24 protein-coding genes and 1 tRNA gene are annotated in these 25,035 nt (G+C 74.1%); 9 read left to right on the top strand and 16 right to left on the bottom strand.

The window, feature by feature from the left end:
• Positions 1 to 123 precede the first annotated feature (123 nt).
• The 6 genes from thrB to argS all read right to left on the bottom strand — a co-directional run bounded on the left by thrB (position 124) and on the right by argS (position 7,586).
• Complete coding sequence (gene thrB / locus ACFVHK_RS04600; RefSeq protein WP_376927808.1) at positions 124 to 1,089, bottom strand: homoserine kinase; 966 nt, start codon at positions 1,087 to 1,089, stop codon at positions 124 to 126.
• On the bottom strand, positions 1,086 to 2,183 hold the full coding sequence (gene thrC / locus ACFVHK_RS04595) for a threonine synthase (protein WP_129234372.1): 1,098 nt from the start codon (positions 2,181 to 2,183) through the stop codon (positions 1,086 to 1,088). The genes thrB and thrC overlap by 4 nt, the downstream gene beginning before the upstream one ends.
• On the bottom strand, positions 2,180 to 3,490 hold the full coding sequence (locus ACFVHK_RS04590) for a homoserine dehydrogenase (RefSeq protein WP_129234373.1): 1,311 nt from the start codon (positions 3,488 to 3,490) through the stop codon (positions 2,180 to 2,182). Before ACFVHK_RS04590 ends, thrC begins: the two co-directional genes overlap by 4 nt.
• Positions 3,487 to 4,875 (bottom strand): diaminopimelate decarboxylase, encoded by a 1,389-nt coding sequence (gene lysA / locus ACFVHK_RS04585; RefSeq protein WP_376927996.1) that lies wholly within the window; start codon positions 4,873 to 4,875, stop codon positions 3,487 to 3,489. Before lysA ends, ACFVHK_RS04590 begins: the two co-directional genes overlap by 4 nt.
• A 220-nt stretch (positions 4,876 to 5,095) precedes the next feature.
• A complete protein-coding gene (locus ACFVHK_RS04580; protein ID WP_376927807.1) occupies positions 5,096 to 5,902 on the bottom strand; it encodes an LmeA family phospholipid-binding protein in 807 nt (268 codons plus the stop codon).
• 10 nt (positions 5,903 to 5,912) lie between these two features.
• On the bottom strand, positions 5,913 to 7,586 hold the full coding sequence (gene argS / locus ACFVHK_RS04575) for an arginine--tRNA ligase (protein ID WP_376927806.1): 1,674 nt from the start codon (positions 7,584 to 7,586) through the stop codon (positions 5,913 to 5,915).
• Positions 7,587 to 7,625: 39 nt separating this feature from the next.
• Here argS and ACFVHK_RS04570 point away from each other — a divergent pair, with 39 nt between their 5' ends.
• The 8 genes from ACFVHK_RS04570 to ACFVHK_RS04535 all read left to right on the top strand — a co-directional run bounded on the left by ACFVHK_RS04570 (position 7,626) and on the right by ACFVHK_RS04535 (position 15,051).
• Complete coding sequence (locus tag ACFVHK_RS04570) at positions 7,626 to 8,246, top strand: iron ABC transporter ATP-binding protein (RefSeq protein ID WP_376927805.1); 621 nt, start codon at positions 7,626 to 7,628, stop codon at positions 8,244 to 8,246.
• Positions 8,247 to 8,311: 65 nt separating this feature from the next.
• A tRNA-Arg gene (locus ACFVHK_RS04565) sits at positions 8,312 to 8,384 on the top strand.
• Positions 8,385 to 8,619: 235 nt separating this feature from the next.
• The gene (locus tag ACFVHK_RS04560; protein ID WP_376927804.1) at positions 8,620 to 10,596 is read left to right on the top strand and encodes a TPM domain-containing protein; all 1,977 of its coding nucleotides are present in this window, start codon (positions 8,620 to 8,622) and stop codon (positions 10,594 to 10,596) included.
• A gap of 55 nt (positions 10,597 to 10,651) precedes the next feature.
• Positions 10,652 to 11,389, top strand: a complete 738-nt coding sequence (locus ACFVHK_RS04555; protein WP_129235201.1) for a PspA/IM30 family protein — start codon at positions 10,652 to 10,654, stop codon at positions 11,387 to 11,389.
• Positions 11,390 to 11,505: 116 nt separating this feature from the next.
• A complete protein-coding gene (locus tag ACFVHK_RS04550) occupies positions 11,506 to 12,105 on the top strand; it encodes a J domain-containing protein (RefSeq protein WP_376927803.1) in 600 nt (199 codons plus the stop codon).
• Between the two features lie 106 nt (positions 12,106 to 12,211).
• Positions 12,212 to 13,054, top strand: a complete 843-nt coding sequence (locus tag ACFVHK_RS04545; protein WP_376927802.1) for an arginase family protein — start codon at positions 12,212 to 12,214, stop codon at positions 13,052 to 13,054.
• A 117-nt stretch (positions 13,055 to 13,171) separates the two neighbouring features.
• Positions 13,172 to 14,623, top strand: coding sequence for a dihydrolipoyl dehydrogenase family protein (locus ACFVHK_RS04540; protein ID WP_376927801.1), 1,452 nt, complete (start codon positions 13,172 to 13,174; stop codon positions 14,621 to 14,623).
• Positions 14,624 to 14,628: 5 nt separating this feature from the next.
• A complete protein-coding gene (locus ACFVHK_RS04535; RefSeq protein WP_376927800.1) occupies positions 14,629 to 15,051 on the top strand; it encodes a Fe-S oxidoreductase in 423 nt (140 codons plus the stop codon).
• A gap of 66 nt (positions 15,052 to 15,117) precedes the next feature.
• Here the strand turns inward: ACFVHK_RS04535 and ACFVHK_RS04530 are convergent, their stop codons facing one another.
• The 6 genes from ACFVHK_RS04530 to ACFVHK_RS04505 all read right to left on the bottom strand — a co-directional run bounded on the left by ACFVHK_RS04530 (position 15,118) and on the right by ACFVHK_RS04505 (position 21,754).
• Positions 15,118 to 16,149 (bottom strand): ABC transporter substrate-binding protein, encoded by a 1,032-nt coding sequence (locus ACFVHK_RS04530; RefSeq protein ID WP_376927799.1) that lies wholly within the window; start codon positions 16,147 to 16,149, stop codon positions 15,118 to 15,120.
• A 72-nt stretch (positions 16,150 to 16,221) separates the two neighbouring features.
• Positions 16,222 to 17,058 carry an ABC transporter ATP-binding protein gene (locus tag ACFVHK_RS04525; RefSeq protein ID WP_376927798.1) on the bottom strand — a complete coding sequence of 279 codons (837 nt, stop codon included), beginning with the start codon at positions 17,056 to 17,058 and terminating at the stop codon, positions 16,222 to 16,224.
• A complete protein-coding gene (locus ACFVHK_RS04520; RefSeq protein ID WP_376927797.1) occupies positions 17,055 to 18,185 on the bottom strand; it encodes a FecCD family ABC transporter permease in 1,131 nt (376 codons plus the stop codon). Before ACFVHK_RS04520 ends, ACFVHK_RS04525 begins: the two co-directional genes overlap by 4 nt.
• Positions 18,185 to 19,228: a FecCD family ABC transporter permease gene (locus tag ACFVHK_RS04515; RefSeq protein WP_376927796.1), complete on the bottom strand. Its 1,044-nt coding sequence runs from the start codon at positions 19,226 to 19,228 to the stop codon at positions 18,185 to 18,187. Before ACFVHK_RS04515 ends, ACFVHK_RS04520 begins: the two co-directional genes overlap by 1 nt.
• 32 nt (positions 19,229 to 19,260) lie before the next feature.
• On the bottom strand, positions 19,261 to 20,232 hold the full coding sequence (locus tag ACFVHK_RS04510; protein ID WP_376927795.1) for a siderophore-interacting protein: 972 nt from the start codon (positions 20,230 to 20,232) through the stop codon (positions 19,261 to 19,263).
• Between the two features lie 85 nt (positions 20,233 to 20,317).
• Positions 20,318 to 21,754 (bottom strand): amidase, encoded by a 1,437-nt coding sequence (locus ACFVHK_RS04505; RefSeq protein ID WP_376927794.1) that lies wholly within the window; start codon positions 21,752 to 21,754, stop codon positions 20,318 to 20,320.
• A gap of 54 nt (positions 21,755 to 21,808) precedes the next feature.
• Between ACFVHK_RS04505 and ACFVHK_RS04500 the strand changes: the two genes are divergently transcribed.
• Positions 21,809 to 22,453, top strand: a complete 645-nt coding sequence (locus ACFVHK_RS04500; protein ID WP_376927793.1) for a hypothetical protein — start codon at positions 21,809 to 21,811, stop codon at positions 22,451 to 22,453.
• A gap of 18 nt (positions 22,454 to 22,471) precedes the next feature.
• On the opposite strand, the gene ACFVHK_RS04495 is transcribed toward ACFVHK_RS04500, so the two are convergent.
• Genes ACFVHK_RS04495 through ACFVHK_RS04480 form a run of 4 tightly spaced genes read right to left on the bottom strand, consistent with a single transcriptional unit; the run spans position 22,472 to position 25,033 of the window.
• The gene (locus ACFVHK_RS04495; protein ID WP_376927792.1) at positions 22,472 to 23,050 is read right to left on the bottom strand and encodes a GNAT family N-acetyltransferase; all 579 of its coding nucleotides are present in this window, start codon (positions 23,048 to 23,050) and stop codon (positions 22,472 to 22,474) included.
• Between the two features lie 50 nt (positions 23,051 to 23,100).
• Complete coding sequence (locus ACFVHK_RS04490) at positions 23,101 to 23,793, bottom strand: uracil-DNA glycosylase (protein ID WP_376927791.1); 693 nt, start codon at positions 23,791 to 23,793, stop codon at positions 23,101 to 23,103.
• Complete coding sequence (locus ACFVHK_RS04485) at positions 23,793 to 24,515, bottom strand: peptidase S51 (protein WP_376927790.1); 723 nt, start codon at positions 24,513 to 24,515, stop codon at positions 23,793 to 23,795. Before ACFVHK_RS04485 ends, ACFVHK_RS04490 begins: the two co-directional genes overlap by 1 nt.
• Entirely contained in the window at positions 24,512 to 25,033 is a 522-nt protein-coding gene (locus ACFVHK_RS04480) for a phosphoribosyltransferase (RefSeq protein WP_376927789.1), read from the bottom strand. The genes ACFVHK_RS04485 and ACFVHK_RS04480 overlap by 4 nt, the downstream gene beginning before the upstream one ends.
• Between the last annotated feature and the right edge of the window lie 2 nt (positions 25,034 to 25,035).

The following is a 25,035-nucleotide window of genomic DNA, read 5'->3' as shown; positions in this document are numbered from 1 at the left end:
CGACGGCGCGAGTGGTGCAGCGCCGACCGGGTGCGGACCTCAGTCTAGCACCCGGCGGTCCGCGCTCGGACCACGCGCCGCGCGGTGCGGCGCGGATCCCGAGGTGGAATCCGCGCGCGTCCCTCAGTCGCGGTCGACCGGCGTCACCGTCGCGCCGAGGAAGTCGACCGCCAGCGGGAGGGCCTGCCAGGCGGTGTCGGCCGTCTCCTCGACGAGTCTCGTGGCATCCGCCCGCTCGCTCGGATCGCTCGCGAGCACGAGGATCGACGGGCCGGCCCCCGACACCACGGCCGGATGGCCCGCCTCGCGCAGCCGCCGGATGAGCCGATCGGTCTCGGGCATCGCCTCGGCCCGGTAGCTCTGGTGGAGCTTGTCCTCGGTGGCCGCGAGCAGCAGTTCGGGGCTCTGGATCAGCGCCGCGACGAGCAGTGCCGAACGCGAGACGTTGAAGACGGCGTCCTCGTGGGGAACCGACTGCGGTTGGAGGCTCCGTGCGAGCGCGGTGGACATCTCGTGCTCGGGCACGAGCACGAGCGGGGACACCCCGCGGTGCACCATGAGCTTCTTGTGGCGCGGGCCCTCCGGCGTGACCCAGGCGATCGTGAGCCCGCCGAAGAGCGCCGGCGCGACGTTGTCGGGGTGCCCCTCGAGCTCCGTCGCGACCTCGAGCAGTCCGTCCGGGGAGATCTCGACCTCTGGCGCGAGCAGGCCCTTCGCCGCCATGACGCCCGCCACGATCGCCGCGCCGGACGAACCGAGGCCCCGACCGTGCGGGATCGAGTTGTGGGCGACGAGGCGGATCGGGGGGAGTTCGCGGCCGAACCGGGCGAACGTGTGCGCCATCGCACGCACCACGAGGTGCGATGCGTCGAGCGGGACCTCGCCCTCGCCGACCCCGTGCACCTCGATCTCGAGCCCGGAGCCGACGACCTCGACCTCGACCTCGTCGTACTGCGCGAGCGCGAGCCCGAGCGTGTCGAAGCCGGGACCCAGGTTCGCCGAGGTCGCCGGGACCTTGACGTGCACCTTCCGCCCGAGCAGGACGTCGTCCGTCGAGGGCGTCGCCTCCGCCGCGGCGGAGGCGCTCATGCGCCGAGCCCCAGCACCTCGGCGACGTGCGCCACGTCGGCGGGGACGACGGTCGGCGCGACCTCGGAGCCGTCGGGACGACGGAGCGCCCACTGCGGGTCCTTCAGGCCGTGCCCGGTGACCGTGAGGACCACCCTCGCGCCCGCCGGCACCTGCCCGGCCTCGGCCCGCTCGAGCAGGCCCGCGACGCTGATCGCGGAGGCCGGCTCGACGAAGATGCCGACCTCGGCCGAGAGGATCCGCTGGGCCTCGAGGATCTTGTCGTCCTCGATCGCGCCGAAGTACCCGTCCGTCAGGTCACGCGCCTCGAGCGCGAGGTGCCACGACGCCGGGTTTCCGATGCGGATCGCGCTCGCGATGGTCTCGGGGTTGCGGACCGGCTCGCCGCGCACGAGCGGCGCGGAGCCGGCGGCCTGGAATCCGAACATGCGCGGCAGCCGCGTCGCGTTGCCCGCCGCGATGTCCTCGCGGTACCCGCGCGTGTACGCGGTGTAGTTGCCCGCGTTGCCGACCGGGATGAAGTGGAGGTCGGGCGCGTCGCCGAGCACCTCGACGACCTCGAAGGCGGCGGTCTTCTGGCCCTCGATCCGGTCGTTGTTCACCGAGTTGACCAGGTGCACCGGGTAGTTCTCGGCGAGGTCGCGCGCGATGTCGAGGCAGTCGTCGAAGTTGCCCTGGATCTGGATGAGCTGCGCGTCGTGCGCGATCGCCTGGCTGAGCTTGCCCATCGCGATCTTGCCCTCTGGGACGAGCACGGCGGCCTTGATGCCGGCGTGCGTGGCGTACGCGGCGGCCGAGGCCGACGTGTTGCCGGTCGAGGCGCAGATGACGACCTCGGCGCCGCCCTCGACGGCCTTCGTGACGGCCATGGTCATGCCGCGGTCCTTGAACGAGCCGGTCGGGTTCATGCCCTCGAACTTGACCCACACGTCCGCGCCGGTCCGGCGCGAGAGCGCCGGCGCGGGCAGGAGCGGCGTGCCGCCTTCGCCGAGGGTGACGATCGGGGTGGCGTCGGTCACGTCGAGGCGATCGGCGTACTCCCGGATGACGCCGCGCCACTGGCGCGACGGCGCCTTCGTTGCCTGGTGGTTCACTCTGCTCCTTCGACTCGGATGACGGATGCGACGGAGGTCACGACCGGGCTGTCGGCGAGCGCGGCGACCGTCTCGGCGAGCGCGGACTCACGCGCCTCGTGGGTGCCGATCACCAGCGTAGCCCGGCCGTTCTCGTCGTTGATGGTCTGCTCGAGCTCGCCGACCGAGACGCCGTGGTCGGCGAACACGTGGGCGATCGTCGCGAGCACGCCCGGCTGGTCGGCGGCCTCGATCGTGATGGCGTAGCGGGTCGTGATGCGGCCGATCTCGAGCACGGGGAGCTCGGCGTGCGTCGACTCGGCCGTGCCCGGCCCGCCGAGCACGTGGCGGCGTGCGATCGCGACGAGGTCGCCCAGGACGGCGGACGCCGTCTGCACGCCACCCGCGCCGGCGCCGTAGAACATGAGCGGGCCGGCAGCCGCGGCCTCGACGAATACCGCGTTGTTGGCGCCGTGCACGGCGGCGAGCGGATGGCTCCGGTGCACCATGGCCGGGTAGACGCGCGCGGACACGCCCTCCTCCCCCGTCTCGGGGTCGGCGAGGCGCTCGCAGATCGCGAGGAGCTTCACGACGTAGCCCGCACGCTTGGCCGACTCGACCTGGGCGGCCGTGACGCCCGTGATGCCCTCGCGGTGCACCTTGTCGACGGGAACGCTCGTGTGGAACGCCAGGCTGGCGAGGATCGCGGCCTTCTGCGCGGCGTCGTAGCCGCCGATGTCGGCGGTCGGGTCGGCCTCGGCGTAGCCGAGCTCGGTGGCGGTCGCGAGCGCGTCCTCGAGGGAGGCGCCGGTCGTGTCCATCCGGTCGAGGATGAAGTTCGTCGTGCCGTTGACGATGCCGAGGATGCGGTCGATCCGGTCGCCCGCGAGGCTGTCGCGCAGCGGCCGGATGATCGGGATGGCGCCGCCGACGGCGGCCTCGTACGAGAGCTGGGCGCCGACCTGCTCCGCTGCGGCGAAGAGCTCGGGACCGTGGGTGGCCAGCAGCGCCTTGTTGCCCGAGACGACGTCGGCACCCGACGAGACGGCCTTCAGGATGAGCGTGCGCGCCGGCTCGAGCCCTCCCATGAGCTCGATCACGATGTCGGCTCCGAGGATCAACGACTCCGCGTCGGTCGTGAGCAGCTCGCGCGGCAGCGCGACGTCGCGCGGGGCGTCGACGTCGCGGACGGCGATGCCGACGAGCTCGATCCTCGCGCCGATGCGATTGGCGAGCTCGTCGCCCTGCTCGAGCAGCAGCCGGGCGACCTGGGAGCCGACCGAGCCGGCGCCGAGCAGCGCCACGCGGATGGAACGGTATTCGATCATGCGGTGACTCCGTGTGCGTCATCGTCGTGGTCGGACAGCCCGGCGTCGCGAGCGAGGAGGTCCTCCTCGCTCTCGCCGCGCACGATCACGCGCGCGGCGCCGCCGGAGACGGCCACGACCGGCGGTCGTGGCACGTGGTTGTAGTTGGACGCCAGCGACCAGCAGTACGCGCCGGTCGCGGCGACCGCCACGAGGTCGCCGGGAGCGACGTCGCGGGGAAGCCAGTCGTGGTCGACGACGATGTCGCCGGACTCGCAGTGCTTGCCGACGACGCGCACGAGCGCCGCCGGTTCGTCGGAGGCACGCGACGCGAGGCGCACCGTGTACGACGCGCCGTACATCGCGGTGCGGATGTTGTCGCTCATGCCGCCGTCGACGGACACGTAGTGGCGCCAGCCCTCGTCGGTCGGCACGGGCTTCACGGTGCCGACCGTGTAGAGCGTGATGCCGGCCGGACCGATGATCGAGCGACCCGGCTCGAACGCGAGGCGCGGCACCGGAACGCCGAGCCGCTCGCTCGCGGCGGCGACGGCGCGCGCGATGCCGTCGGCGATCTCCTCGATCGGGGCGGGCTGGTCGGCCTCGGTGTAGGCGATGCCGAATCCGCCGCCGAGGTTCAGCTCGGGCACCGGTGCGACCGCCGACAGTTCGGCGTGCACGGCGAGCAGCCGCTCGGCCGACTCCGCGAAGCCGGCGGCGTCGAAGATCTGGGATCCGATGTGGCAGTGCAGCCCGACGAAGTCGAGCGAGTCGTGCGATCGGATGCCGGCGACCACGCGCGCCGCGTCGGGGAGCGCGATGCCGAACTTCTGGTCCTCGTGCGCGGTGGCCAGGAACTCGTGCGTCGACGCGTGCACGCCCGAGTTGACGCGCAGTCGGACACGCTGCACGCGGCCGGCGCGCGCCGCGGCATCCGCGACCCGGAGCACCTCGACCTCGCTGTCGATGATGATCGTGCCCACGCCGGCGGCCACGGCGCGTTCGATCTCGCGCACCGACTTGTTGTTGCCGTGGAACCCGATGCGCGCGGGGTCGGCGCCCGCGGCGAGCGCGACGGCGAGCTCGCCGCCGGTCGCCACGTCGATCGCGAGCCCCTCGTCGGTCATCCAGCGGACGACCGCGCCCGAGAGGAACGCCTTGCCGGCGTAGTAGACGGTGACCGAGGTGCCGACGGATGCCGCCGCCCGCTCGAAGGCGGCGCGGGTCCGGCGGGCGCGCGAGCGCGCGACCTGCTCGTCGACGACGTAGAGCGGAGTCCCGAAGCGGTCGGCGAGGGTCTCGACGTCGACGCCGCCGACCACGATCCGGCCGGCGTCGTCGCGGTGGGCGCCCTCGGGCCAGACGGCAGGATCGAGCGCGCCGGCGTCCGCGGGCGCGCCGCGCATCGCGGGGACGGATGCGCTGGATGACACGGGGAACCTCACGGGACGATGGAACGACGGATCGCTCGGACGGCGAGCGAACCCGGATCGGTTCCTGAAGCCTCGGTGCGGGCCGCCCTTGTGGGGCGGCATACGGGCGAGTCTACCGACGCCGGTCGCGGCGGCCGAATCGACGACGACACCGGATGTCGCGGACGTGGTGCAGCCGGACCGGCGGCGTCGCTCAGCCGCAGGTGCCCGTCGTGGCGAGGGTCTCCTCGACGAGCGGGAGCCCGCTCGCCTCGAGCCGGACGGTCACGCGATCGGGCTCGACCTCGATGCCGGAGAGCTCGACCCCCTCGGGGAGCCGGTCGGCGACGCAGATCGGGACCGGGTCGCCGCCGAGCACACCGTCGACCAGGCCGGAGGCGTCGAAGCTGCCGCCCCCGGCGCTGATGTCGGCCGCCACGGGCCGGAGCAGCACGCGGTCGCCGGCCGCCTCCGGCTCGGCGGTGATCGAGAAGCCGATGGGGATGCCGAGGAACGTGGTCTCGTCCTCGTACGCGACGGTCCCCTCGCCGAGGGTGAGCCCGCCGGTGATCCCCTGCGACGCGGCGATCTCGTCGACGGCGTCGCCGTCGATCGACGCCTCCGCCTCGCCGCGCTCGAGCGTCGCGCCCTCGGCGAGCGGGACGCCGTACGCCGTGACCGTCACGTCGACCGGGACGCCGTTCACCAGGAGCTCGGGCGCGGTGGCGACCATCTCGTCCATGCTCCCGGTCATCGCCTGCCAGAGCGCGGAGAACCCGATGATCTCGACGCGGACCTCGCCTTCGACGCCCTCGGGCAGCGACCGCTCGATCGAGTCGGCGACGTTCCGTTCGGCGATGCCCCGCCCGACCGTCTCGACGAGGACCAGGAGAGCGGCGAAGACCGCGAGCACGACGAGGACGACGACCACGACACGGCCGCCCCGGCGACGGCGGGGCGGCGGGGCGTCCGTCCCGCCGACCGGGTCGACGGGAACCGTGTCGGCGTCGCGTGAACTCATGCGGGCGAGGCTACATCCGCTCCGGCGCCGACACGCCGAGCAGGTCGAGGCCGTTGCGGATGACCTGCCCGGTCGCGTCGTTCAGCCAGAGCCGCGTGCGATGCAGGTCGCCGACCGGCTCGTCGCCGAGCGGGAGCACGCGGCAGTTATCGTACCAGCGGTGGTAGAGGCCCGCGAGCTCCTCGATGTAGCGGGCGATGCGGTGCGGCTCGCGGAGCTCCGCGGCCTGGGCGACGATGCGCGGGAACTCCTGAAGCGCCCCGAGCAGCGCCGACTCGGCCTCGTGCTGGAGCAGCTCGGGAGCGAACGACGAGCGGTCGACGCCGGATGAGGCGGCGTTGCGGGCGACGGCCGCCGTGCGCGCGTGCGCGTACTGCACGTAGAAGACGGGATTGTCGTTCGTGCGGCGGCGCAGCTGCTCGGGGTCGATCGCGAGGGGCGAGTCGGCCGGGTACCGGGCGAGCGTGTAGCGCAGCGCGTCGGTGCCGAGCCAGGCCTGCAGGTCGTCGAGTTCGATGATGTTGCCCGCGCGCTTGGACAGCTTCGCGCCGTTGATGCTCACGAGCTGGCCGATGAGCACCTCGATGTCGCGCTCCGGGTCGTCGCCCGCCGCACCCGCGAGCGCCTTCAGGCGATGCACGTAGCCGTGGTGGTCGGCGCCGAGCAGGTAGATCTTGTGCTCGAACCCGCGGTCGCCCTTGTCGAGGTAGTACGCGGCATCCGCGGCGAAGTAGGTGTAGACCCCGTTCGCGCGACGGATGACCCGGTCCTTGTCGTCGCCGAAGTCGGTCGTGCGCACCCACACCGCGCCGTCCTCGTCGAACACGTGGCCCTGTGCGCGAAGGCGCTCGACCGCGGCGTCGATCGCCGAGATGCCGTCGTCGTCCTTCGCGTGCAGCGCGCGCTCGCTCGTCCACACGTCGAAGCGCACGTTGAAGCGCTCGAGCGACGCGCGGATCTCGGCGAGCTGGAGCTCGTACGCGATCTCGCGGGCCGTGTGCAGCGCGACCTCGTCGTCGAGGTCGAGGAGGTGGGGCTCGCGCTCGAGCACCCGCGCGGCGAGGTCGGCGATGTACCGGCCCGGGTAGCCGTTCTCAGGGGTCGGCTCGCCCTTCGCGGCCGCGATGACCGAGGCGCCGAAGTTGTCCATCTGGTTGCCGGCGTCGTTGATGTAGTACTCGTTCGCGACCTCGGCTCCGGCGGCGCGCAGCACGCGGCCGATCGAGTCGCCGAGCGCCGCCCAGCGGGTGTGCCCGATGTGCAGCGGACCGGTGGGGTTCGCCGAGACGAACTCGAGGTCGATCACGCGACCCGACAGCGAGTCGCCGTGGCCGTACGCGGTGCCGGCGTCGACGATCGCCTTCGCCAGCGCGCCGGCGGCCGCGGCATCCAGCCGGATGTTGATGAAGCCGGGTCCGGCGACCTCGGCGCTCGCGACGCCGTCGACGCCGGCGAGGCCGGCCGCCAGTTCGGTCGCGAGCTCGCGCGGGTTCGCGCCGAGCGGCTTCGCGATGCGCAGGGCGATGCTCGACGCCCAGTCTCCGTGCTCGCGGAGCTTGGGACGCTCGAGCGTCACGGCGTCGGGGGCGAGGTCCAGCTCGACGTCGGCACCCGCCTCGCGTCGCCGGGCGACCAGGGCGTCGACGAGGTCGTACAGGGCACGCGAGAGGTCGGCGGGAGTCACTCGAAGATCCTACCGGGCGGCGTTGCTATCGTTTCCCGCATGCCGCGCCCGAACGCCCTTCTCCCCCGACTCCGCCCGGCCGTGTTCGCCGCGGCCGGCGCGACCGCGCTCGCCCTCGTCCTGTCCGCCTGCACGGACCCCTCGGCCTCCCCGGCGGGGACCTCGGCTCCGCCCGCGGCGACGGGCTCCGCGGCGGCGACGGCGCCGGCGGAACCCCAGCCGACCGAGGAGCCGATCCCGTTCGAGGTCGCGTGCGACGAGATCCTCACGCCCGACCAGGTGTACGCGTTCAACCCGAGCTACGGCACCGCGCCCGACTACGCCCCCTCGGCCGCGACGATCGCCGACGTCGTCGCGGCGTCGGGCACGGCCTGCGGGTGGAGCAACCAGACGAGCGGCGACGTGATCGAGGTCGGCGTGGCCACGCTCCCCGAGCACGCGTACGAACTGCAGGTCGGCGACGCGGCGATGCGCTCCAACCCCGTGCCCACGTACGGGACCCCGCCCGAGGTCGAGGGCTTCTTCCGGCAGTCCGGCGGAGTCGGACAGGCCCAGGTGTTCGCCGACGGGTACTGGATCGTGGTCGAATCCCCCGCCCTCTTCGAGCCCGGCGACGCGCAGGGCCTCGTCGCCGACGTCATCGCGAACGTCCTCGGCTGAGCCGTTCGCCGGGCGTTCGGAGTGCGTCGAGCGACCCGTGCAGGTGGTAGTGTTTCCTGCTGTGCGCCTCCGTAGCTCAGGGGATAGAGCGCCGGTTTCCGGTACCGTAGGTCGGGGGTTCGAATCCCTCCGGGGGCACGTCGTGAAGAGCCCGGTCCACTCAGCCAGCTGAGGGTCCGGGCTCGTTCCGTATCCGGGCGCCGACTCCGCCCCTCGCCGCCGGACCGGCCCCGCTCAGTGGGCTGCTGAGCGTCCGCCCGGAGTCGTGGACGCTCCTCGGAGCGCACCAATAGACTCCAGACGTCGGCTCCGAGGGGAAGGGCACTGTCGCATGCGGTCGGTTCGCAGGGGTTCGATCGCGTGCGCCGTCCTCGTGCTGACCCTGCTCCAGGCCCCCGCGGTCGCGAACGCCGAGCAGCCGGTCGAGTTCGGGGCGAGCCCGATCGTCGACACCGTCGATGCCGTGAGCGCCGACGAGGCGCGCGAGGTCGAGGCCGCGATCGCCGAGGCGGCCGACCGGAGCGGCCGCCAGCTGTTCGTGGCGTACGTGAGCGAGTTCGAGGACCCGGCCGACGCGGGATCCTGGGCGACCGAGACCGCCAACGACAACAACATGGGCAGCGAGGACTACCTGCTCGCCGTCGCGATCGACGGACGCGCCTACCACCTGTCCGCCGCCGAGGACGCCTCGCTGTCCGCGGGCGACGTCGACCGCATCGCCCTCGAAGTCATCGAGCCCCACCTGCGCGACGGCGACTGGGCCGCCGCGGCGATCGCCGGCGCCGAGGCGATCGGCGGGGGCGGGGGCTCGGGCGGCGGCCTCGGATGGCTGTGGATCGTGCTCCTGGTCGCCGCCGCGGCCGTCGTGGTCGTCGTGGCGATCGTGCTCGCCCGGCGGCGCGCTCGGCGCGCGGCGGCCCCGGCCGGACCAGCCGCGGTCCCGATCGAGGAGCTGCGCCGGCAGGCCGGCGGAGCGCTCATCGACGCGGACGACGCGCTGAAGACCAGCGAGGAGGAGCTCGGCTTCGCCGTCGCGTCCTTCGGCGACGAGGCGACGGCCGACTTCCGTGCCGCGCTCGCTGCGGCGACCGCGAAGGTGCGCGAGGCCTTCGGCCTGCAGCAGCGACTCGACGACCACGAACCCGACACCGAGGGCCAGCAGCGCGAGTGGTACGCCGGCATCCTCCGCCTCACCGCGGAGGCGGAGGAGGTGCTCGACGCGCAGGCAGAGCGCTTCGACGCCCTGCGTGCGCTGGAGCAGAACGCGCCGCAGGCGCTCGCGCGGGTGGAGGAGGCGATCCGAGGCGCCGAGTCGGCGATCGGCCCCGCCGCGGCTCGGCTTCAGGCCCTGACGCCGCAATACGCGCCGTCGGCGCTCGCCTCCGTCGCCGACAACCCCGAGCAGGCGCGGGCGCGTATCGCGTTCGCCCGCGACTCCGCCGCCGAGGCCGCCACCGCGATCGGTCGCGGCGAGACGGGCGCGGCTGCGGTCGACATCCGCGCGGCCGAGGAGAGCGCCGACCAGGCCCGCCTCCTCGCCGCGGCGGTCGAGCGACTCGCGGCCGACCTCGGCGACGCAGATCGGGCCGTCGCCGCCGGGATCGACGACCTCGAATCCGACGTGCGCACCGCACGGGGTATGTCCGACGCCGCACTCGCCGAGCTCGCCGACCGGGTCGAGGGCGAGGCGAACGCGCTGCGCGCCGACCTCGGCCGCGCCGGCCGGTCGCCGCTCGACCTCGCGGCGCGACTCGATGCGACCAATCGGGAGATCGACGCCGCCATCCAGGGCGCCCGCGACGCGGCGGTCCAGGCCCGGCGAACGCGAGCCGAGCTCGATCGCACTCTCCTCGCGGCTCGGTCGCGCGTGCAGGCGGCCGAGGACTACCTGGTCGCGCGGCGTGGTGCGATCGGCGCCGAGGCGCGCACCCGGCTCGCCGAGGCCGGCCGGCTCGTCGTCGAGGCCCAGTCGCTCACCGCGACCGATGCCGCTCGCGCGCTCGCCGCGGCGCAGCGCGCGGACCAGCTCGCCGGCCAGGCGATGACCCTCGCCCAGCAGGACGTCGGCGGGTTCGGCGGCGCCCACGGCGGAACCGCGGCCTCCGGCGGCTTCGGCGTGCCGCAGGGCCGGGGCGGGAGCGGCGGCGACGTGTTCGGCGCCGTGCTCGGCGGCATCCTGATCGACTCGATGCTCGGGGGCGGGCGGCGCGGCGGAGGATTCGGCGGGGGCTTCCCCGGGGGATCCGGCGGTCGCCGCTCGTCAGGCGGATTCGGCGGCGGCCGACGCGCTCCGGGCAGCTTCGGCGGATCCGCGACACGCTCGAGGCGCGGGAGCGGAGGCCGCTTCTGACGCCGTCCACCGACCAGCACGACCCCGTTCGATCACCACACGGAAGGACACCATGATGGCCAAGCAGTCCATCTTCGGACGCATCTCGCAGCTGCTGCGAGCCAACATCAACGCGCTCATCGACCAAGCCGAGGACCCCGAGGTCATGCTCGACCAGATGGTGCGCGACTTCACGAACTCGATCGCCGATGCCGAGGCCGCGATCGCCGAGACGATCGGCAACCTGCGGCTGCTCGAGGACGACCACCGCGAGGACGTCGAGGCGGCCCGCGAGTGGGGCGACAAGGCGCTGGCCGCGAGCCGCAAGGCCGACGAACTGCGGACCGCGGGCGACACGGTCGACGCGGACAAGTTCGACAACCTCGCCAAGGTCGCGCTCAGCCGCCAGATCTCCTCCGAGAACGAGGCTCGGGCCGCGGAGCCGCAGATCGCGGCCCAGACCGAGGTCGTCGAGAAGCTGAAGGCCGGCCTGAACGGCATGAAGCAGAAGCTCGTCGAACTCCAGAACAAGCGCGCGCAGCTGATCGCGCGCGCGAAGACCGCGGCCGCGCAGCAGCAGGTGCACGCAGCCGTGAAGTCGATCGACATCCTCGACCCGACCAGCGAGATCGGGCGCTTCGAGGACAAGGTGCGTCGCGAGGAGGCGAAGGCGCGCGGCCAGGCCGAGCTGGCGGCGTCGAGCCTCGACGCCCAGTTCAACGAGCTCGACGACCTCGGCGAGCTCACCGAGGTCGAGGCCCGGCTCGCCATGCTGAAGTCCGGTGGCGCGCAGGGGCAGATCTCCGGCTCCTGACCCGGGCGGATGTCGCGGGGGTGCAGCACGGGCGGCCTCCGCGGCATCCGCATCCCTGCCGGCCGCGACGCCTGCCCATCCGGTTCGAGTCCTCCGGCCACGAGGAGGTGCGGAGCATGACTCCCGACGACGCGGCGCGCGTGCTCGGCGTCGACCGCGACGCCGACCAGCCGGCGCTCGATCGGGCGTACCGACGCCTCGCGCGCGAGCTGCACCCCGATCGCTTCGTCGGGGCGCCGGAGTCCGAGGTCCGCGCGGCGAGCGTCCGCTTCATCGAGGTCGGTCGGGCGTACCGCCTGCTCTCCGAGGCGAGGGCAGCTGGTGGCGTCGACCGTACCACCGGGCCGATCGTGGCCGAGGCCCGATCGCCGGGCGCCCCCCGCGCCGTGCCCCTGCGGCCGTTCAGCGCGCGACTGTTCGCGACGTGGGTCGCCCTCCTCCTGCTCGGCGCGCTCCTGTCGACGTCGACGGATCCGATCTTCACGCCCCTCGACCTCTGGGGGCGGCTCGCGCTGCTCGTCATCGCGGCGATCGCGACCGGGCTCACCCGGCGGAGGTGGGCGTGGTGGGCGACGCTGGTGCTGCTCGGGCTCAGCGGGATCGCGGTGATCGCGTCGACGACCGTCGCGTCGCTCCTCGGGCTCGGCTTCATGGCGGTCGCCGCCGTGGGCATCGCCGTCCAGGCGGGGCTCGTGCGCTTCCCGGACCAGGGGTGACGACGGGCACCGTCGACGGCGCGTCGTGCCGGCGTTCGCGAGGCGGTCCGATCGGCGCCGCCGGCGACGCTCGCGCCGGGTTGCCGCGAGGAACATACTGGGAACCATGTCGGCCGCCTTCGTCGTCGTCCCCGAATGGCAGGGTTCCGTCTCCGCGCGCGCGATGAGCCACGCGGACGGGGCGCACGCCATCAGCGGGGACCTCCCCTCCGCCGCCACCGTCCTCGTGGACGTCCCCGTCGAAGCGGGCGACTCGCTCGGCACCGGCGTGCACCGCTACAGCGCACTGCGGAGGGTCGGCGACCGCATGCGCCAGGCGATGCAGGGACTCGCAGGGACGCGGATCGCGATCGGCGGCGACTGCGGGATCGCGCTGGCCTCCGTGGCGACCGCCACGGCGGGCGACGGCGACTCGCTCGCCGTGCTCTGGCTCGACGCCCACCCCGACCTCAACTCCCCCGACACGAGCCCGTCCGGCGCGTTCAACGGCATGGTGCTGAGGGCCATCGCGGGCGACGGCGCCGACGGGCTGGCGCTGCGCGACGGCGAGCGCGTCGCCCCCTCGAGGCTGGTCCTCGGCGGCGTGCGCGTGCTCGACGAGGGCGAGCAGGCGTTCATCGACGAGCACGGGATCGCGATGGTCGACGTCGACCGCTTCCGGGAGCCGATGGCGATCGTCGAGACGATCCTCGCGACGGGAGCCTCGCGGGTGTACATCCACGTCGACCTCGACGTGCTCGATCCGTCCGCGATCGCGGGCCTGTCCTACCCGCTGCCGTTCGGCGCCGACCCTGACGACCTGGTGTCGCTCGTGCGCGCCGTCGTCGCCGACGTCCCGCTCGCCGGCGCCTCGATCGCCGGCTTCGCTCCGGCCTCGCCCGAGGCGGCGCTCGACGACCTGCCCACGATCCTCCGTCTCATCGGCGCCCTCGCCTCCGGAGCGCGTTGAGCTGAGGGCAACGGGCCCCGCGGCGCGGGGCCGGTCGGAACGCGCCGTTCCCCTCGCGGCATCCGCTCCCTAGGCTGTCGTGGGGGCCGGACGCGATCCGGCGGGAAGGGGGCCCGAATGGCCAGGGAGTTCGACCTCATCGTGCTCGGCGCGGGGGCGGTCGGCGAGAACGTGGCCGACCGGGCTCGTGCCGCGGGACTCGAGGTCGCCGTCGTCGAGCACCAACTGGTCGGGGGCGAGTGCACCTTCTGGGCGTGCGTGCCATCGAAGACGCTGTTGCGCAGCGGGCTCGCGCTGCGTGCCGCGCAGCGCGTGCCGGGTGCGGCCGAGGCCGTGACGGGGACACTGGACGCCGACGCCACGTTCCGGCGTCGCGACTACTGGACGTCCGATTGGCGCGATGCCGGCGGCGTGCACTGGCTGACCGGCATCGGCGCAGTGCTCGTGCGCGGTCACGCGCGCCTCGTCGGCGAGCGACGGGTCCTCGTGACGCCCACGGACGGCGGCCCCGAGGAGGAGCTCCTCGCGCGGCACGCGGTGGCGATCTGCACGGGCTCGGATCCGGTGGTCCCGGACATCCCCGGACTCGCCGAAGCCGGACCCTGGGTGAGCCGCGACGCGACGAGCGCGCATCGGGTGCCCGGGCGTCTCGCGATCATCGGCGGCGGCGTCGTCGCCGTCGAGATGGCGACCGCCTACGCGGGCCTCGGCTCGAAGGTGACGATGCTGGTCCGGCACGGGCTGCTGGGCTCGCTCGAGCCGTTCGCCGCGGAGGCGGTCGGCGAGGGCCTCGCGGACCTCGGCGTCGAGGTCCGCTTCGGGGCCAGCGCGCGCCGCGTCGAGCGGAACGCGTCGAACGAGGTCGTGCTCGAGCTCGACGACGGCTCGACGCTGACCGCCGACGAGGTGCTCGTCGCGACCGGGCGGCGCCCCCGCACCGCAGGGATCGGGCTCGAGGCCGCCGGCCTCCGGCCGGGTTCGCCGATCGAGGTGGACGACACGCTGGCGGCCACCGCGGTCCCCGCGGTCGACGGGTCGCCGTGGCTGTACGCGGCGGGCGACGTGGTGGGTCGAGCCGAGTTCACCCACCAGGGCAAGTACCAGGCGCGCGCCGCGGGTGACGTCATCGGGGCTCGCGCGCTCGGCCGCCCCGTGGACGCGGGCCGCTACGGCGTGCACGCGGCGACGGCCGACCACACGGCCGTGCCGAGCGTCGTGTTCTCGGACCCCGAGGTCGGCAGCGTGGGACTCACGAGCGCCCAGGCTGCGGATCGGGGCCTGTCGGTGCGCACGCCCGAGGTGCCGTTCTCGAGCGTGAGCGGCGCGGGTATCCTCGCCGACGACTATCGCGGACGGGCGCGCCTCGTGATCGACGCCGAGCGGGACGTCGTGGTCGGCGCCACGTTCGTCGGGCAGGGCGTCTCCGAGCTCGTCCAGCAGGCGACGATCGCCATCGTCGGCGAAGTCCCGGTGTCGCGCCTGTGGCACGCGGTCCCGGCCTTCCCGACGCTGAGCGAGGTGTGGTTGCGGCTGCTCGAGGCCGACGGTCGGCCCGAGGTCGTCGAGTGAGCCGGATGGTGCGGGTGCGGCTCACGGACTCCCCGATCAGCAGCGCGGGCTACTGGTGGGCCACGGCGGTGGGGTTCACGTGGGGCTTCCTGTGGAGCCGTGGGCGCGTCGAAGTGCGCCGGGGACTCGTCGTGTTCCGCGGGATGCCGCGCTGGACGTTCGGTCGCGGCGGTTCCTGCGTGGGAGGCTGCTACCTGACCGACCGGAACGACTCCGACGCCGTGCTCGGTCACGAGGCGGTCCACCGGGAGCAGTGGCGCACGTACGGCCTGCTCTTCCCGATCCTGTACTGGATGTCGGGGCGGAACCCGCTGACGAACCGGTTCGAGATCGAGGCGGGGCTCGAGGCGGGCGGCTACCTCCCTCGGCGACGCACGCGGTCCGGCGACCGCCGTCGCGAGGGCGCGGACGCGCGGCGACCGGCCTGAGCCGGAGACCCGACGGGCCGGGCTCCCCGTGGGAGGCCCGGCCCGTCGCTCGCGCTCAGCGCGCGATCACTGCTCGACGACGTCCGAGATCGCGTCGATGAGCGCGGGGAGTCCGCCCTCCCAGTCGAAGCTCAGCGCGGTCGGCGGTGAGACCGACGAGACCGCCACGGGGTCGTGGACCTGGGCCACGGCGCCCGCCGCGACCGCGGGGATGGCCTGCAGCTCGGGCTTGGCGAGGAAGGCGTCGGCCTCCTCCCTGCTGCCGTGGTAGCTGACGATGACGTCGGCGTCGAGCTGGTCGAGCTGCTCGTAGCTCAGTTCGTAGTAGAAGCCGCCGTCGCGGGTGTCGAGCTCGGAGACGCTCGGGGCGACCTCGAGTCCCAGTTCGGTCAGGACCTCGATGCGGGAGTCCGCGGCGGTGTAGACGTAGACGAAGCCATCGCCGTCCCAGACGCCGGCGAAGGTCGTTCCGGCGAAGTCGGGGTGTGCGGCCGCCTGCTCGGCGAGGCCGTCGGAGATGTCCGCGAGCACCGCGGCACCCTCGTCGGCCCGGCCGAGGGCCTCGGCCGTGATCTCGATCGTCCGGTCCCACGGCGTGGTCCACGGCGCCTCGGGGTAGGCGATGACGGGCGCGATCTCGGAGAGCGTCTCGTACTGCTCCTCGGTGAGGCCGGAGTACGGCGCGAGGATCAGGTCGGGATCGGCGGCGATGAACTCCTCGTAGGGGACGGTCGCGCCGCCCTCGGGGTCGGGGATGAGGGCCGGCAGCTCTTCGCCGGCCTCCTCGTAGGCGGCCTCGACCCAGGGCAGGTAGTTGCCCTCGCCGACGGTCCAGGCCTGCTCGGCGATGGCCACGGGGTGGACGCCGACGGCGATCGCCGCCTCGGTCGAACCCCACCCCCATGTCGCGACGCGCTCGGGTTCGTCCTCCACTACCGTCTCGCCGAAGGCGTGCTCGATCGTGACGGGGAAGCCCCCGGCGGCGCCGGAGCCCGCTGCCTCCGGCGCCGGGTCGGCCGAGGCGGCCGAGCAGGCGGAGAGGGCGAGCGCGGTGACGGCTGCGCCGGCCACGGCGATGAGGGAACGTCGAAGACGCACGGATGCTCCTAGGATCGGGGAGAGTTGATAAGGCAAGGCTAACCTAACTCCTCTCCGCTCGCACGCCGCACCTCACGCGGACAGGGCGGCGGAGTGGAAGCGCCCGATCGGCACGACGAGCGGACTCCCCGCCACCGGGTCGGGGATCACGCGCGCCTCGAGGCCGAACGCGTCGCGCACGGTCGAGGCGGTCAGCACCGAGCCCGGGTCCCCCTCCGCGACGACCCTGCCGCCCGACATCACCACGAGGTGATCGGCATAGCGCGCGGCCAGGTTCAACTCGTGCAGCACCATCACGACCGTGGCGCCCCGGTCGCGGTTGAGCGCCGTCAGCAGGTCGAGCAGCTCGAGCTGGTGCGCGACGTCGAGGAACGTCGTCGGCTCGTCGAGCAGCACGAGGTCGGTCTGCTGGGCGAGCACCATGGCGATCCACACGCGCTGGCGCTGCCCCCCGGAGAGCTCCTCGATCGGGCGCTCGGCGAGCTCGGCGATGCCGGTGTCGGCCAGCGCTGCGGCGACGACCGCATCGTCGTCGCTCGAATGACGCCCGAACCAGCCCTGGTGCGGGTACCGACCACGTGCGACGAGATCGGCCACGCGCACGCCGTCGGGCGCGATCGACGACTGCGGCAGGACCCCGATCCGACGCGCGACGTCGCGGCGCGGGATCGACGAGACGTCCCGGCCGTCCAGCAGCACGCGACCGGCCTCGATCGGATGCAGCCGCGCGAGTCCGCGCAGCAGGGTCGACTTGCCGCACGCGTTGGGGCCGACGATCGCCGTGATTCGGCCCGACGGGATCGCGAGGTCGAGCCCCTCGATGACGCGCCGGCCGTCGTAGCCGAGGCTGATCCCCTCGGCGACCAGGCCCTCGGCGGCCACGGGCGGAGGAACGGGAAGGGAGCTCATGCGCGGGTCCTCTCGGTGCGGGCGAGCAGCCACAGCAGGTACGGGGCGCCGATCACGCCGGTCACGATGCCGAGCGGTGCGGTGAAGCCCGGGATCGCGAACTGCCCGGCGACGTCGGCGCCGAGCGTGAGCACGCCGCCCACGACCGCCGCGGCCCCGAGGGCCGCTCCCCCGTGCCCCACGAGCCGCCGCGCGACAGCCGGGGCGATCAGCGCGACGAACGCGATGGGGCCGGCCACCGAGGTCGCGAGCGCCACGAGCGCGACCGCGACGACGAGGAGCGCCACGCGCGCGGCATCCGCTCGGACGCCGAGCGCGCGGGCATGGTCGTCGCCGAGCGCGAGCGGCCGGAGCGCCCGCGTCAGGAACGCGAGGACGACCGCGCATGCGGCGGTCCCGACCGCGAGCAGCCAGAGCTGGTCACCGCGGACGTCGGCCACGCTGCCGACCGTCCAGTGCAGCGCGGTCTGGGCCTCGCGCACCTCGGCGCGCGCAAGCAGCCACGCGACCGTCGACCCGCAGAGGTAGGCCATGCCGACGCCGACGAGCACGAACCGCACGCCGTGCAGTCCTTGCCGCCACGCGGCCAGCCAGATCACGACCGCCACCACGAGACCACCGCCGAACGCGAAGCCCGCCACGATCGCGCCGCCCGCGCCGAGCCCGAGCAACGCCCAGACCGCGCCGAGGCTCGCGCCCGCGGAGATGCCGAGGATGTCGGGGCTCGCCAGCGGGTTGCGCAGCGTCGACTGGAAGACCGCCCCGGCCAGCGCGAACGCCACGCCCACGACGAGCGCGGCGAGGATGCGCGGGAGCCTCAGCTCGAACACGACGAAGCGGTCGATACGCTCCCCGCCCCCGAGGAGGACCGACAGGACCCGATCCGGCGTCACCCCGGCCGCTCCGAACGAGAGCGCCGCGAGCGCGATCGCCGCGGCGAGGCCCGCGCCGACGAGCACGACGGCGACGCGACGGCGTCGGTCGGCGCGACGGACGGCGCCGATCGCGGCGGCGTCGATCCCGGCGGCGTCGATCCCGGCGGCGTCGACCCGCTCGCCGGTCGCCGCGGAACGTGCGACCCGGTCGCCCGGCGCCGGGGGGCCGGGCGCGACGCGTGCGGCGGCCATCAGAGCCCCGCCACCCGTCGGCTCCTCGCGATCGCGATGAGGACCGGGGCGCCGAGGAACGCGGCGACGACCCCGGCCTCGAGCTCGGAGTTCGGCACGACGAGGCGCCCGATGACGTCGGCCGACAGCAGCATGATCGGCCCGAGGAGGACGGCGAGCGCCGTGATCCAGCGGTAGTCGCTCCCGATGAGTCGTCGCGCCGCATGCGGCACGACGAGCCCGACGAGCGCGATCGGCCCGGCGAGCGCGACCGCGGTGCCGCAGAGGAGCACGAGCGCGAGCCCCGCGACGGCGCGGGTGACGCCGACCTGCTGGCCCAGGGCCGATGCCACGTCGTCGCCGAGCGCGAGCAGGTTGAGCCGGTGTGCGAGCGCCGCGGCGAGCACGACGCCGACCACGAGGAACGGCCACAGCGCGGCGACGGTCGACAGGTCGCGTCCGGTGAGCGAGCCGACCGCCCAGAAGCGGTACTGGTTGAACGCCTCCGTGTCCCGCAGCAGGACGAGTGCGATCAGCGGCGTGAGCAGTGCCGTGAGCGCCGCACCGACGAGCGCGAGCCGGACCGGCCGCGCCCCGCCGATCGCGAACACGACGGCGGCGGCCGCCGTGGCGCCCGCGAACGCGAACCAGATGAACCCGAGCGGCGCGGTCACCCCGAGCAGCGAGATGCAGAGCACGACGGCGAGCGACGCACCGGCGTTGATGCCGAGGAGGCCGGGATCGGCGATCGGGTTGCGGGTGACGCCCTGGATGAGCGTGCCCGCGAGTCCGAGCGCGACGCCTGCGGCCAGCCCGATCACGGTCCGGGGGATCCGAAGCTGCACCACGACGGCCTGGTCGGGGTCGGTGAGGTCGGGCCGGACGACGGCCTGCCAGACCTCGGCGACCTCGATCGTGCGGACCCCGAGCGCGAGGCTCGCCGCGACGACGGCGAGGAGTGCGATCGCGCCGCCGACCAGCACGAGGACGGCGCGGCGCGGGTGCGGGTGCCCGCCCGACGGGGGCGGTCCGCCCCCGCGGGTGCGCGCGGCGGGCGCCGCCATCGGCGACGCCTCAGCCGAGACGGATGCGGCGTTCACGCCAGTTCGGCGCGGCCCCGCCGCCAGTACCCCATGAACGCCACCTGGCGGCGGTCGAGACCGGCCTCCCGCACGAGGAAGCGGCGGAGCGCGGTGATGACGGATGCCTCGCCCGCGAGCCATGCGTAGCAGTCGCCGTCGAGGCTCGTGCCCTCGGGCACGTCCCAGAGGACGCCGTCGGCGTCGGCCGCTGCCTCGAGAGCGGCCGGCGTCCGGCGCGCCGACTCGGCGGCCGCGGACGCGGGATCGGAGCAGTCGCGGAGCCAGCACGTGCGGGCGACCCAGTCCCGAACCGCCGGCACGAGCCGTTCGCCGTGCGTCTGCGCCTCCGCGCGGGCCAGCCAGCGCACCTCGACGCCGACGGGTGCCGCGACCTCCAGCTCGTCGTCGGCGCTCGGCACCTCGATGATCGCCGCCCCCTCGGCGTCGGCGGGCAGGGACTCGAGGATCGCGCAGATCGCGGGCGCCGCGGTCTCGTCGCCGGCGAGCAGCACGGTGTCGACCGCGCCGGGCCGCCAGTCGATGCCGACGGTCCTCCCCGTGCTCAGCTCGTCGGGGCCGACGAGCACGATCTCGTCACCGGGCCGCGCGTGCGTCGCCCAGGCCGAGCCGGGACCGGTGTCGCCGTGCGCGACGAAGTCGACGTCGACCTCTCGGTCCTCGGGGCGCACGGCGCGGATCGTGTAGGTGCGGAACGGATTGCGCTGCCCGGCGGGCAGCTCGCGCCACGCCGAGTACCAGTCCTCGCCGTCGGGGAAGTGCGCGAAGCCCGAGTCGCCGAGGGGCAGCACGACCTTCACCCGCTGGTCGAGCCCCGCGGTGCCGAACTCGGCGAGCTCCTCCCCCGCGAAGGTCACGCGCGTGAAGTGCGGCGTGAGTCGTCGCACGCGGGCGACGTTCGCACGGAATCCGCGATAGGCGGGACGCGGGCTCGCGGGCGCGGCGACTCCGGCAAGTGAGGTAAGCATTACCTAAGTCTTGCACACGCCCGCGTGCGGATCACACCGGGAGACGGCCGCTCCTCCGCCGTCACCGACGCGGCCGCGGCAGCCGTCACCACACCGGCGGACGGCGTCGACCGCGTCGCGCGGCCCGCTCGAGCTGCGCCGCGAGCGCGAAGAGGGTCGCCTCGCCGCCGGGGCGCCCGATGAGCTGGACGCCCATCGGCAGGCCGGCCTCCGTGTCGTGCACCGGGACCGTCAACGCGGGCAGCCCCGCGACGTTGACGAACGACGTGTACGGCGTGAAGCGCACCTGCTGCGCGAAGTTCTCCTCCGCGTCGTCGGCGTCGTACCAGCCGACCGGCCGCGGCGTCTGCGCGAGCGCCGGCGTCAGGACCACGTCGACCGCGGAGAACCGCGCGATCGTCCGCCGCTCGAACCCCGCGAGCCACCCGAGGGCTTCCGCGAGCTCGCCTGCGGTGCGCTCCCGGCCCCGCGCGACGAGCCAGCGCGTGAGCGGTTCGAGCGACGCCTCCTCGCCGTCCGGCACCGGGATCCCCGCGGCGCCGGCCTGCCAGATCGTGCGGAACGCGCCGGGGTACCCGGGCTCGGGGGCCGGCGCGAGCTCGTCGACGCCGTGCCCGAGCCGGTCGAGGTGCGCGATCGCGTGCTCGAGCGCGGCGCGCGGCTCGTCCTCGACCCTGATGTCGGTGAAGTCGTCCCACGGCGTGTCGAGCATCACCCCGACCTGGTACCGCCCCTCTCCGCGGATCGCCGCGCCCAGGTAGGGCCCGTCCTCCGCCGGCGCGCGCAGGGCGAACGGATGCCGCGGCGGGTAGCCCCGCGGCGCGATGAGCCCGTCGAGCAGGAGCGCCGCATCCGCGACCGTCCGGGCGAGCGGGCCGACCACGCCGAGTCCCGCGAGCCGGTCGATGCCGGACCCCGACGGGACCCGGCCCCGCGACGGCTTCACGCCGACGAGCCCGCACGATGCCGCGGGGATGCGGACCGATCCGCCGCCGTCGCTGCCCGGCGCGAACGGCAGCAGGCCCGCGGCCACGGCCGCCGCCGCACCGCCGCTCGAACCGCCCGCGCCGAGCGCGAGGTCCCACGGGTTGCGGGCGGCACGGCCGGCGAGCGGCTCGGTGTAGGACGGCAGGCCGAACTCGGGCGTCGCGGTCTTGCCGAGGCTCACGGCCCCCGCCGCGTCGACGTCCCGCACGAGGTCGTCCGACTCATCGGGCACGTCGCCGGCGAACGCGCGCGAACCGAACGCCGTCGGCACGCCCGCCCGTGGGTGCAGGTCCTTGTCTGCGAGCGGCATGCCCCACAACGGCGCCGCGTGCGCCAGGTCGCGTTCGACGAGCCGCGCACGCTCGCGAGCCCGCTCCGGCGTCACGAGCGCGAACGCCCCGACCTCCGGGTCGAGTCGCTCGATCCGCTCGAGGTAGTGCTCGGTGGCCTCGAGCGGCGTGACGTCGCCGCGTTGCAGGAGCTGGTGCAGCTCCAGCGCCGTGTACTCGTGCAGGTCCTGGTGCTGGTCGGCCACGACCCGAGCCTACGCACCGCGGTCGCGGTGCCGCACCCGGGTAGAGTGACGCGCGTGACGGGGGCGACGGGCACGGGCGGCGTCGGGGCCGTGGCGCGGCATCCGCTCGCCTGGGGTGCCGCCTGGAGCGGCGCCCTCGGCATCGCGGCGGCCGCCGGGATCGCGGCCGGCTGGCCGGCATGGCTGCTCGGCGCGCTGCTCGCGCTGCTCGTCGCCCCGTCCCTCGCCGCGACCGTGACCGTGCTGCACGCCACGCCGCGTCGGCGCTTCGACGAGATGTCGTCGGTGTTCGGGCACTTCGTGGTCAGGTACCTCGCGCTCGTCGTCGGCGTCGTCGCCTGGAGCCTGTCGGTGGTCGTGGGCGCCGCGATCTCCGCGGTCATCCAACTCGCCGCCGAGGGACGCGAGTCCCAGATCGTCGGCGTCGGCCTCGACATCATGCTCGTGATCGTGCCGACCGTGGTCGGGCTGCTCTGGGCGGCGTTCGTGCTCCGCTGCGCGTGGTTCCTGGCGCGCGTCCGCGGATGGCGCGCGGCACCCGCCGCGGGCGGCGTGCCCGACGGCATGCTCGCCGGGCGGCCGGCGATGCGCAGGCTCGTGGTCGGGCTCTCGCACCCGGCGCTGTTCGGTGCGGCGGGACTGTTCGTCGCGTTCGCGCTGCCGTCGCTGTACGGCGGCGTCGAGCTCCTCCTCGACTGATCGCCGCCGCGGCCCGCCCTACTTCAGGGTCTTCTGCAAGAGCACCGTGCCGAGCCATCGGTCGAACTTGAAGCCGACCCTCCCCATGCGCCCGATCTCGTGGAAGCCGAACCGCTCGTGGAGCCGGATCGACGCGTCGGCGCCCTGATCGGCGATGACGGCGATCATCTCCTTCAGGCCAGCCTCCTTCGACGCCTCGATGAGGGCGCCCAGCAGCGCCTTCCCGAGCCCCTTGCCGGATGCCGCGGGGCCGAGGTAGATCGAGTTCTCGACCGTGTACCGGTAGGCGCGCTTCTGCTTCCAGGGCGAGACCAGCGCGTAGCCCAGCAGCTGCCCGGAGGGCGACTCGGCCACGAGGAAGGGCATGCGGAGCCGGTTCAGGTAGGAGTACTTCTGCTTCCACTCCCGGAGCGACATCGTGTCCTCGTCGAAGGTGACGGTCGAGTTCGCGACGTAGTAGTTGTAGATCTCGCGCACCGCCGGCAGGTCGCCGGGCCGGGCCGGGCGGATCTCGAACGAGAACGGCGCCTCGGGCTCCTCGGTCTTCCGCAGGTGCCTCGGCAGGGACCGTCGCGCCTGGTATTCCTCCTCGAGCATCCCGTCATGCTACGCGCGCGAGGTTGCGAACGGATGACACGTGGCTGGCCTCAGGCGGGGATCGCCCAGTCCACCGGCTCTCCACCCTGCGCGACGAGCAGTTCGTTCGCCCGGCTGAACGGACGCGAGCCGAAGAACCCGCGGCTCGCCGAGAGCGGGCTGGGGTGGGCCGACTCGATGCGCGGCACGTCGCCGAGCAGCGGCGCGAGCGACTGCGCGTCGCGACCCCAGAGGATCGCCACCAGGGGGCCGCCGCGAGCGACGAGCGTGCGGATCGCGTGGTCCGTCACGCGTTCCCACCCCATGCCGCGGTGCGACGCCGGCTCGCCCGGCCGGACCGTGAGGACCCGGTTCAGCAGCATCACGCCGTGCGTGCTCCACGCCCCGAGGTCGCCGTGGGTGGCCGGTGGGACGCCGAGGTCGTCGGCGAGCTCACGGTAGATGTTCGCGAGGCTCCGCGGGAGCGGTCGGACGTGCCGCTCGACGGCGAAGGAGAGGCCGATCGGATGCCCCGGCGTCGGGTACGGATCCTGGCCGACGATGAGCACGCGGACCTCCGGCACGGGCTGGCGGAACGCGCGGAGCACCGCGTCGCCCGCGGGGAGGTACCCGCGACCCTCGGCGACCTCGGCGCGGAGGAGGTCCCCCATCCGCGCGATGTCGCCGGCCACCGGTGCGAGCGCGTCGGCCCACGTCGCGTCGATGAGTCCCGCGTCGGCGAGCTCGGGAAGCGTCCGACCCATCAGCCGGAGATGCTCCGCACCGAGACCCCGTCGCCGTCGCCCGTGACGCTCCAGACGCTGCCGGCGCCCGCGACCCGGAGTCCCGAGGCGCCGATCGAGAACAGCGTGTCCTCGTCGATGGCGATGCCGCCGTCGACGAGGCGCGCCTCGGTGGCGGCGATCAGCCGCGTGAGCGTGCCCCACTGCGCCGCGTGGCAGTCGATCGTGAGGTCGACGAGGCCGATGCCCGCCTCGACCGTGACGTCGTCGAGGTCTTCGCCCGCCTCCTCGGGGGCGACCGGGACCCCGCCGATGCGCCAGCCGCCGAGCAGGGCCGTGTCGGACGCGATCGCGGCGCCCGCCGAGAATCCCAGGTAGGGCTCGTCGGCCGCGGCGCGGCGACGCAGTTCGGCGGCGATCGGCTCGACCGCCCGTCGGTACGCGGGCGTCAGGCCGCCGCCGACGAGCACGCCGTGCGCACCTGCCAGCGCGGCCGGCGCGAACTCGTCGTCCTCGGGGACCACCGTGACCGCCGCCTCGACGTCGGCGACGGACTCGAGCAGGCCTCGCCAACGGGCCGCGAGGAGGTCGGCCTCGTCGTCGGGCGCCACGAGCAGCACCGCGACGCGTGGGCGGTCGGCTCCGGCCCGGCCGGCGGCCTCCGCCGCCTCCGCCAGGAACGGGGCGTAGACGGATGCCGCGTGCGCCGGGTCCCATCCGCCGCCGACGAGGTGCACGCTCATCGGGCAACCTCCGCGGCCTCGACGGGCGGCAGCGCGGACCAGGGGAAGACGATCCAGTCGTCGGTGCGCCGGTAGTCGTAGTCGGGCGCGAGCACGGTGTGCGACTTCGTGTAGAGCGTCGCGGTGCGTACGTCGGCGCCGGCGTCGGCGAGCAGGTCGACGACCTTGCGGAGCGTCCGGCCGGAGTCGGAGACGTCGTCGACGAGCAGCACGCGTCGACCGGAGAGCGCCGGCGCGTCGAGCATGGGCGGGTGCAGCACCGGCTCGGGCAGGCGCTCGTCGACGCCCGTGTAGAACTCGACGTTGATCGAGCCGCACGACTTGGTGCCGAGCGCGTACGCGATGGCGCCCGCGAGCAGGAGCCCGCCGCGGGCGATCGCGATCACGACATCCGGACGGAAGCCGGACTCGAGCACGTCGCCGGCGAGCGCGCGCGCGGCATCGCCGAAGTCCTCCCAGGTGAGGATCTCGCGTCGGGTCCCGTCGTCGCCGGCGGCGTCGTTCGCGTCGAAGGTCATGC

Source organism: Agromyces binzhouensis (genome assembly GCF_042672355.1).
In the GTDB taxonomy this organism is placed as follows: Bacteria; Actinomycetota; Actinomycetes; order Actinomycetales; family Microbacteriaceae; genus Agromyces; species Agromyces binzhouensis.
Note: the sequence above shows the minus strand (reverse complement) of the source record. Positions and strands in the feature narration are given on the sequence as shown.

Excerpts from the sequence above, each read along its gene's own strand:
- ACFVHK_RS04515 (WP_376927796.1), bottom strand. The coding sequence starts at position 19,228 with ATGGCGGCGCCCGCCGCGCGCACCCGCGGGGGCGGACCGCCCCCGTCG.
- ACFVHK_RS04550 (WP_376927803.1), top strand. The coding sequence starts at position 11,506 with ATGACTCCCGACGACGCGGCGCGCGTGCTCGGCGTCGACCGCGACGCC.
- ACFVHK_RS04495 (WP_376927792.1), bottom strand. The coding sequence starts at position 23,050 with ATGCTCGAGGAGGAATACCAGGCGCGACGGTCCCTGCCGAGGCACCTG.
- thrB (WP_376927808.1), bottom strand. The coding sequence starts at position 1,089 with ATGAGCGCCTCCGCCGCGGCGGAGGCGACGCCCTCGACGGACGACGTC.
- ACFVHK_RS04540 (WP_376927801.1), top strand. The coding sequence starts at position 13,172 with ATGGCCAGGGAGTTCGACCTCATCGTGCTCGGCGCGGGGGCGGTCGGC.
- ACFVHK_RS04590 (WP_129234373.1), bottom strand. The coding sequence starts at position 3,490 with ATGATCGAATACCGTTCCATCCGCGTGGCGCTGCTCGGCGCCGGCTCG.
- ACFVHK_RS04535 (WP_376927800.1), top strand. The coding sequence starts at position 14,629 with ATGGTGCGGGTGCGGCTCACGGACTCCCCGATCAGCAGCGCGGGCTAC.
- ACFVHK_RS04490 (WP_376927791.1), bottom strand. The coding sequence starts at position 23,793 with ATGGGTCGGACGCTTCCCGAGCTCGCCGACGCGGGACTCATCGACGCG.
- ACFVHK_RS04580 (WP_376927807.1), bottom strand. The coding sequence starts at position 5,902 with ATGAGTTCACGCGACGCCGACACGGTTCCCGTCGACCCGGTCGGCGGG.
- ACFVHK_RS04520 (WP_376927797.1), bottom strand. The coding sequence starts at position 18,185 with ATGGCCGCCGCACGCGTCGCGCCCGGCCCCCCGGCGCCGGGCGACCGG.
- ACFVHK_RS04485 (WP_376927790.1), bottom strand. The coding sequence starts at position 24,515 with ATGAGCGTGCACCTCGTCGGCGGCGGATGGGACCCGGCGCACGCGGCA.
- ACFVHK_RS04545 (WP_376927802.1), top strand. The coding sequence starts at position 12,212 with ATGTCGGCCGCCTTCGTCGTCGTCCCCGAATGGCAGGGTTCCGTCTCC.
- ACFVHK_RS04570 (WP_376927805.1), top strand. The coding sequence starts at position 7,626 with ATGCCGCGCCCGAACGCCCTTCTCCCCCGACTCCGCCCGGCCGTGTTC.
- lysA (WP_376927996.1), bottom strand. The coding sequence starts at position 4,875 with ATGCGCGGCGCGCCCGCGGACGCCGGCGCGCTCGATCCTGCCGTCTGG.
- ACFVHK_RS04510 (WP_376927795.1), bottom strand. The coding sequence starts at position 20,232 with ATGCTTACCTCACTTGCCGGAGTCGCCGCGCCCGCGAGCCCGCGTCCC.
- ACFVHK_RS04525 (WP_376927798.1), bottom strand. The coding sequence starts at position 17,058 with ATGAGCTCCCTTCCCGTTCCTCCGCCCGTGGCCGCCGAGGGCCTGGTC.
- ACFVHK_RS04555 (WP_129235201.1), top strand. The coding sequence starts at position 10,652 with ATGGCCAAGCAGTCCATCTTCGGACGCATCTCGCAGCTGCTGCGAGCC.
- ACFVHK_RS04480 (WP_376927789.1), bottom strand. The coding sequence starts at position 25,033 with ATGACCTTCGACGCGAACGACGCCGCCGGCGACGACGGGACCCGACGC.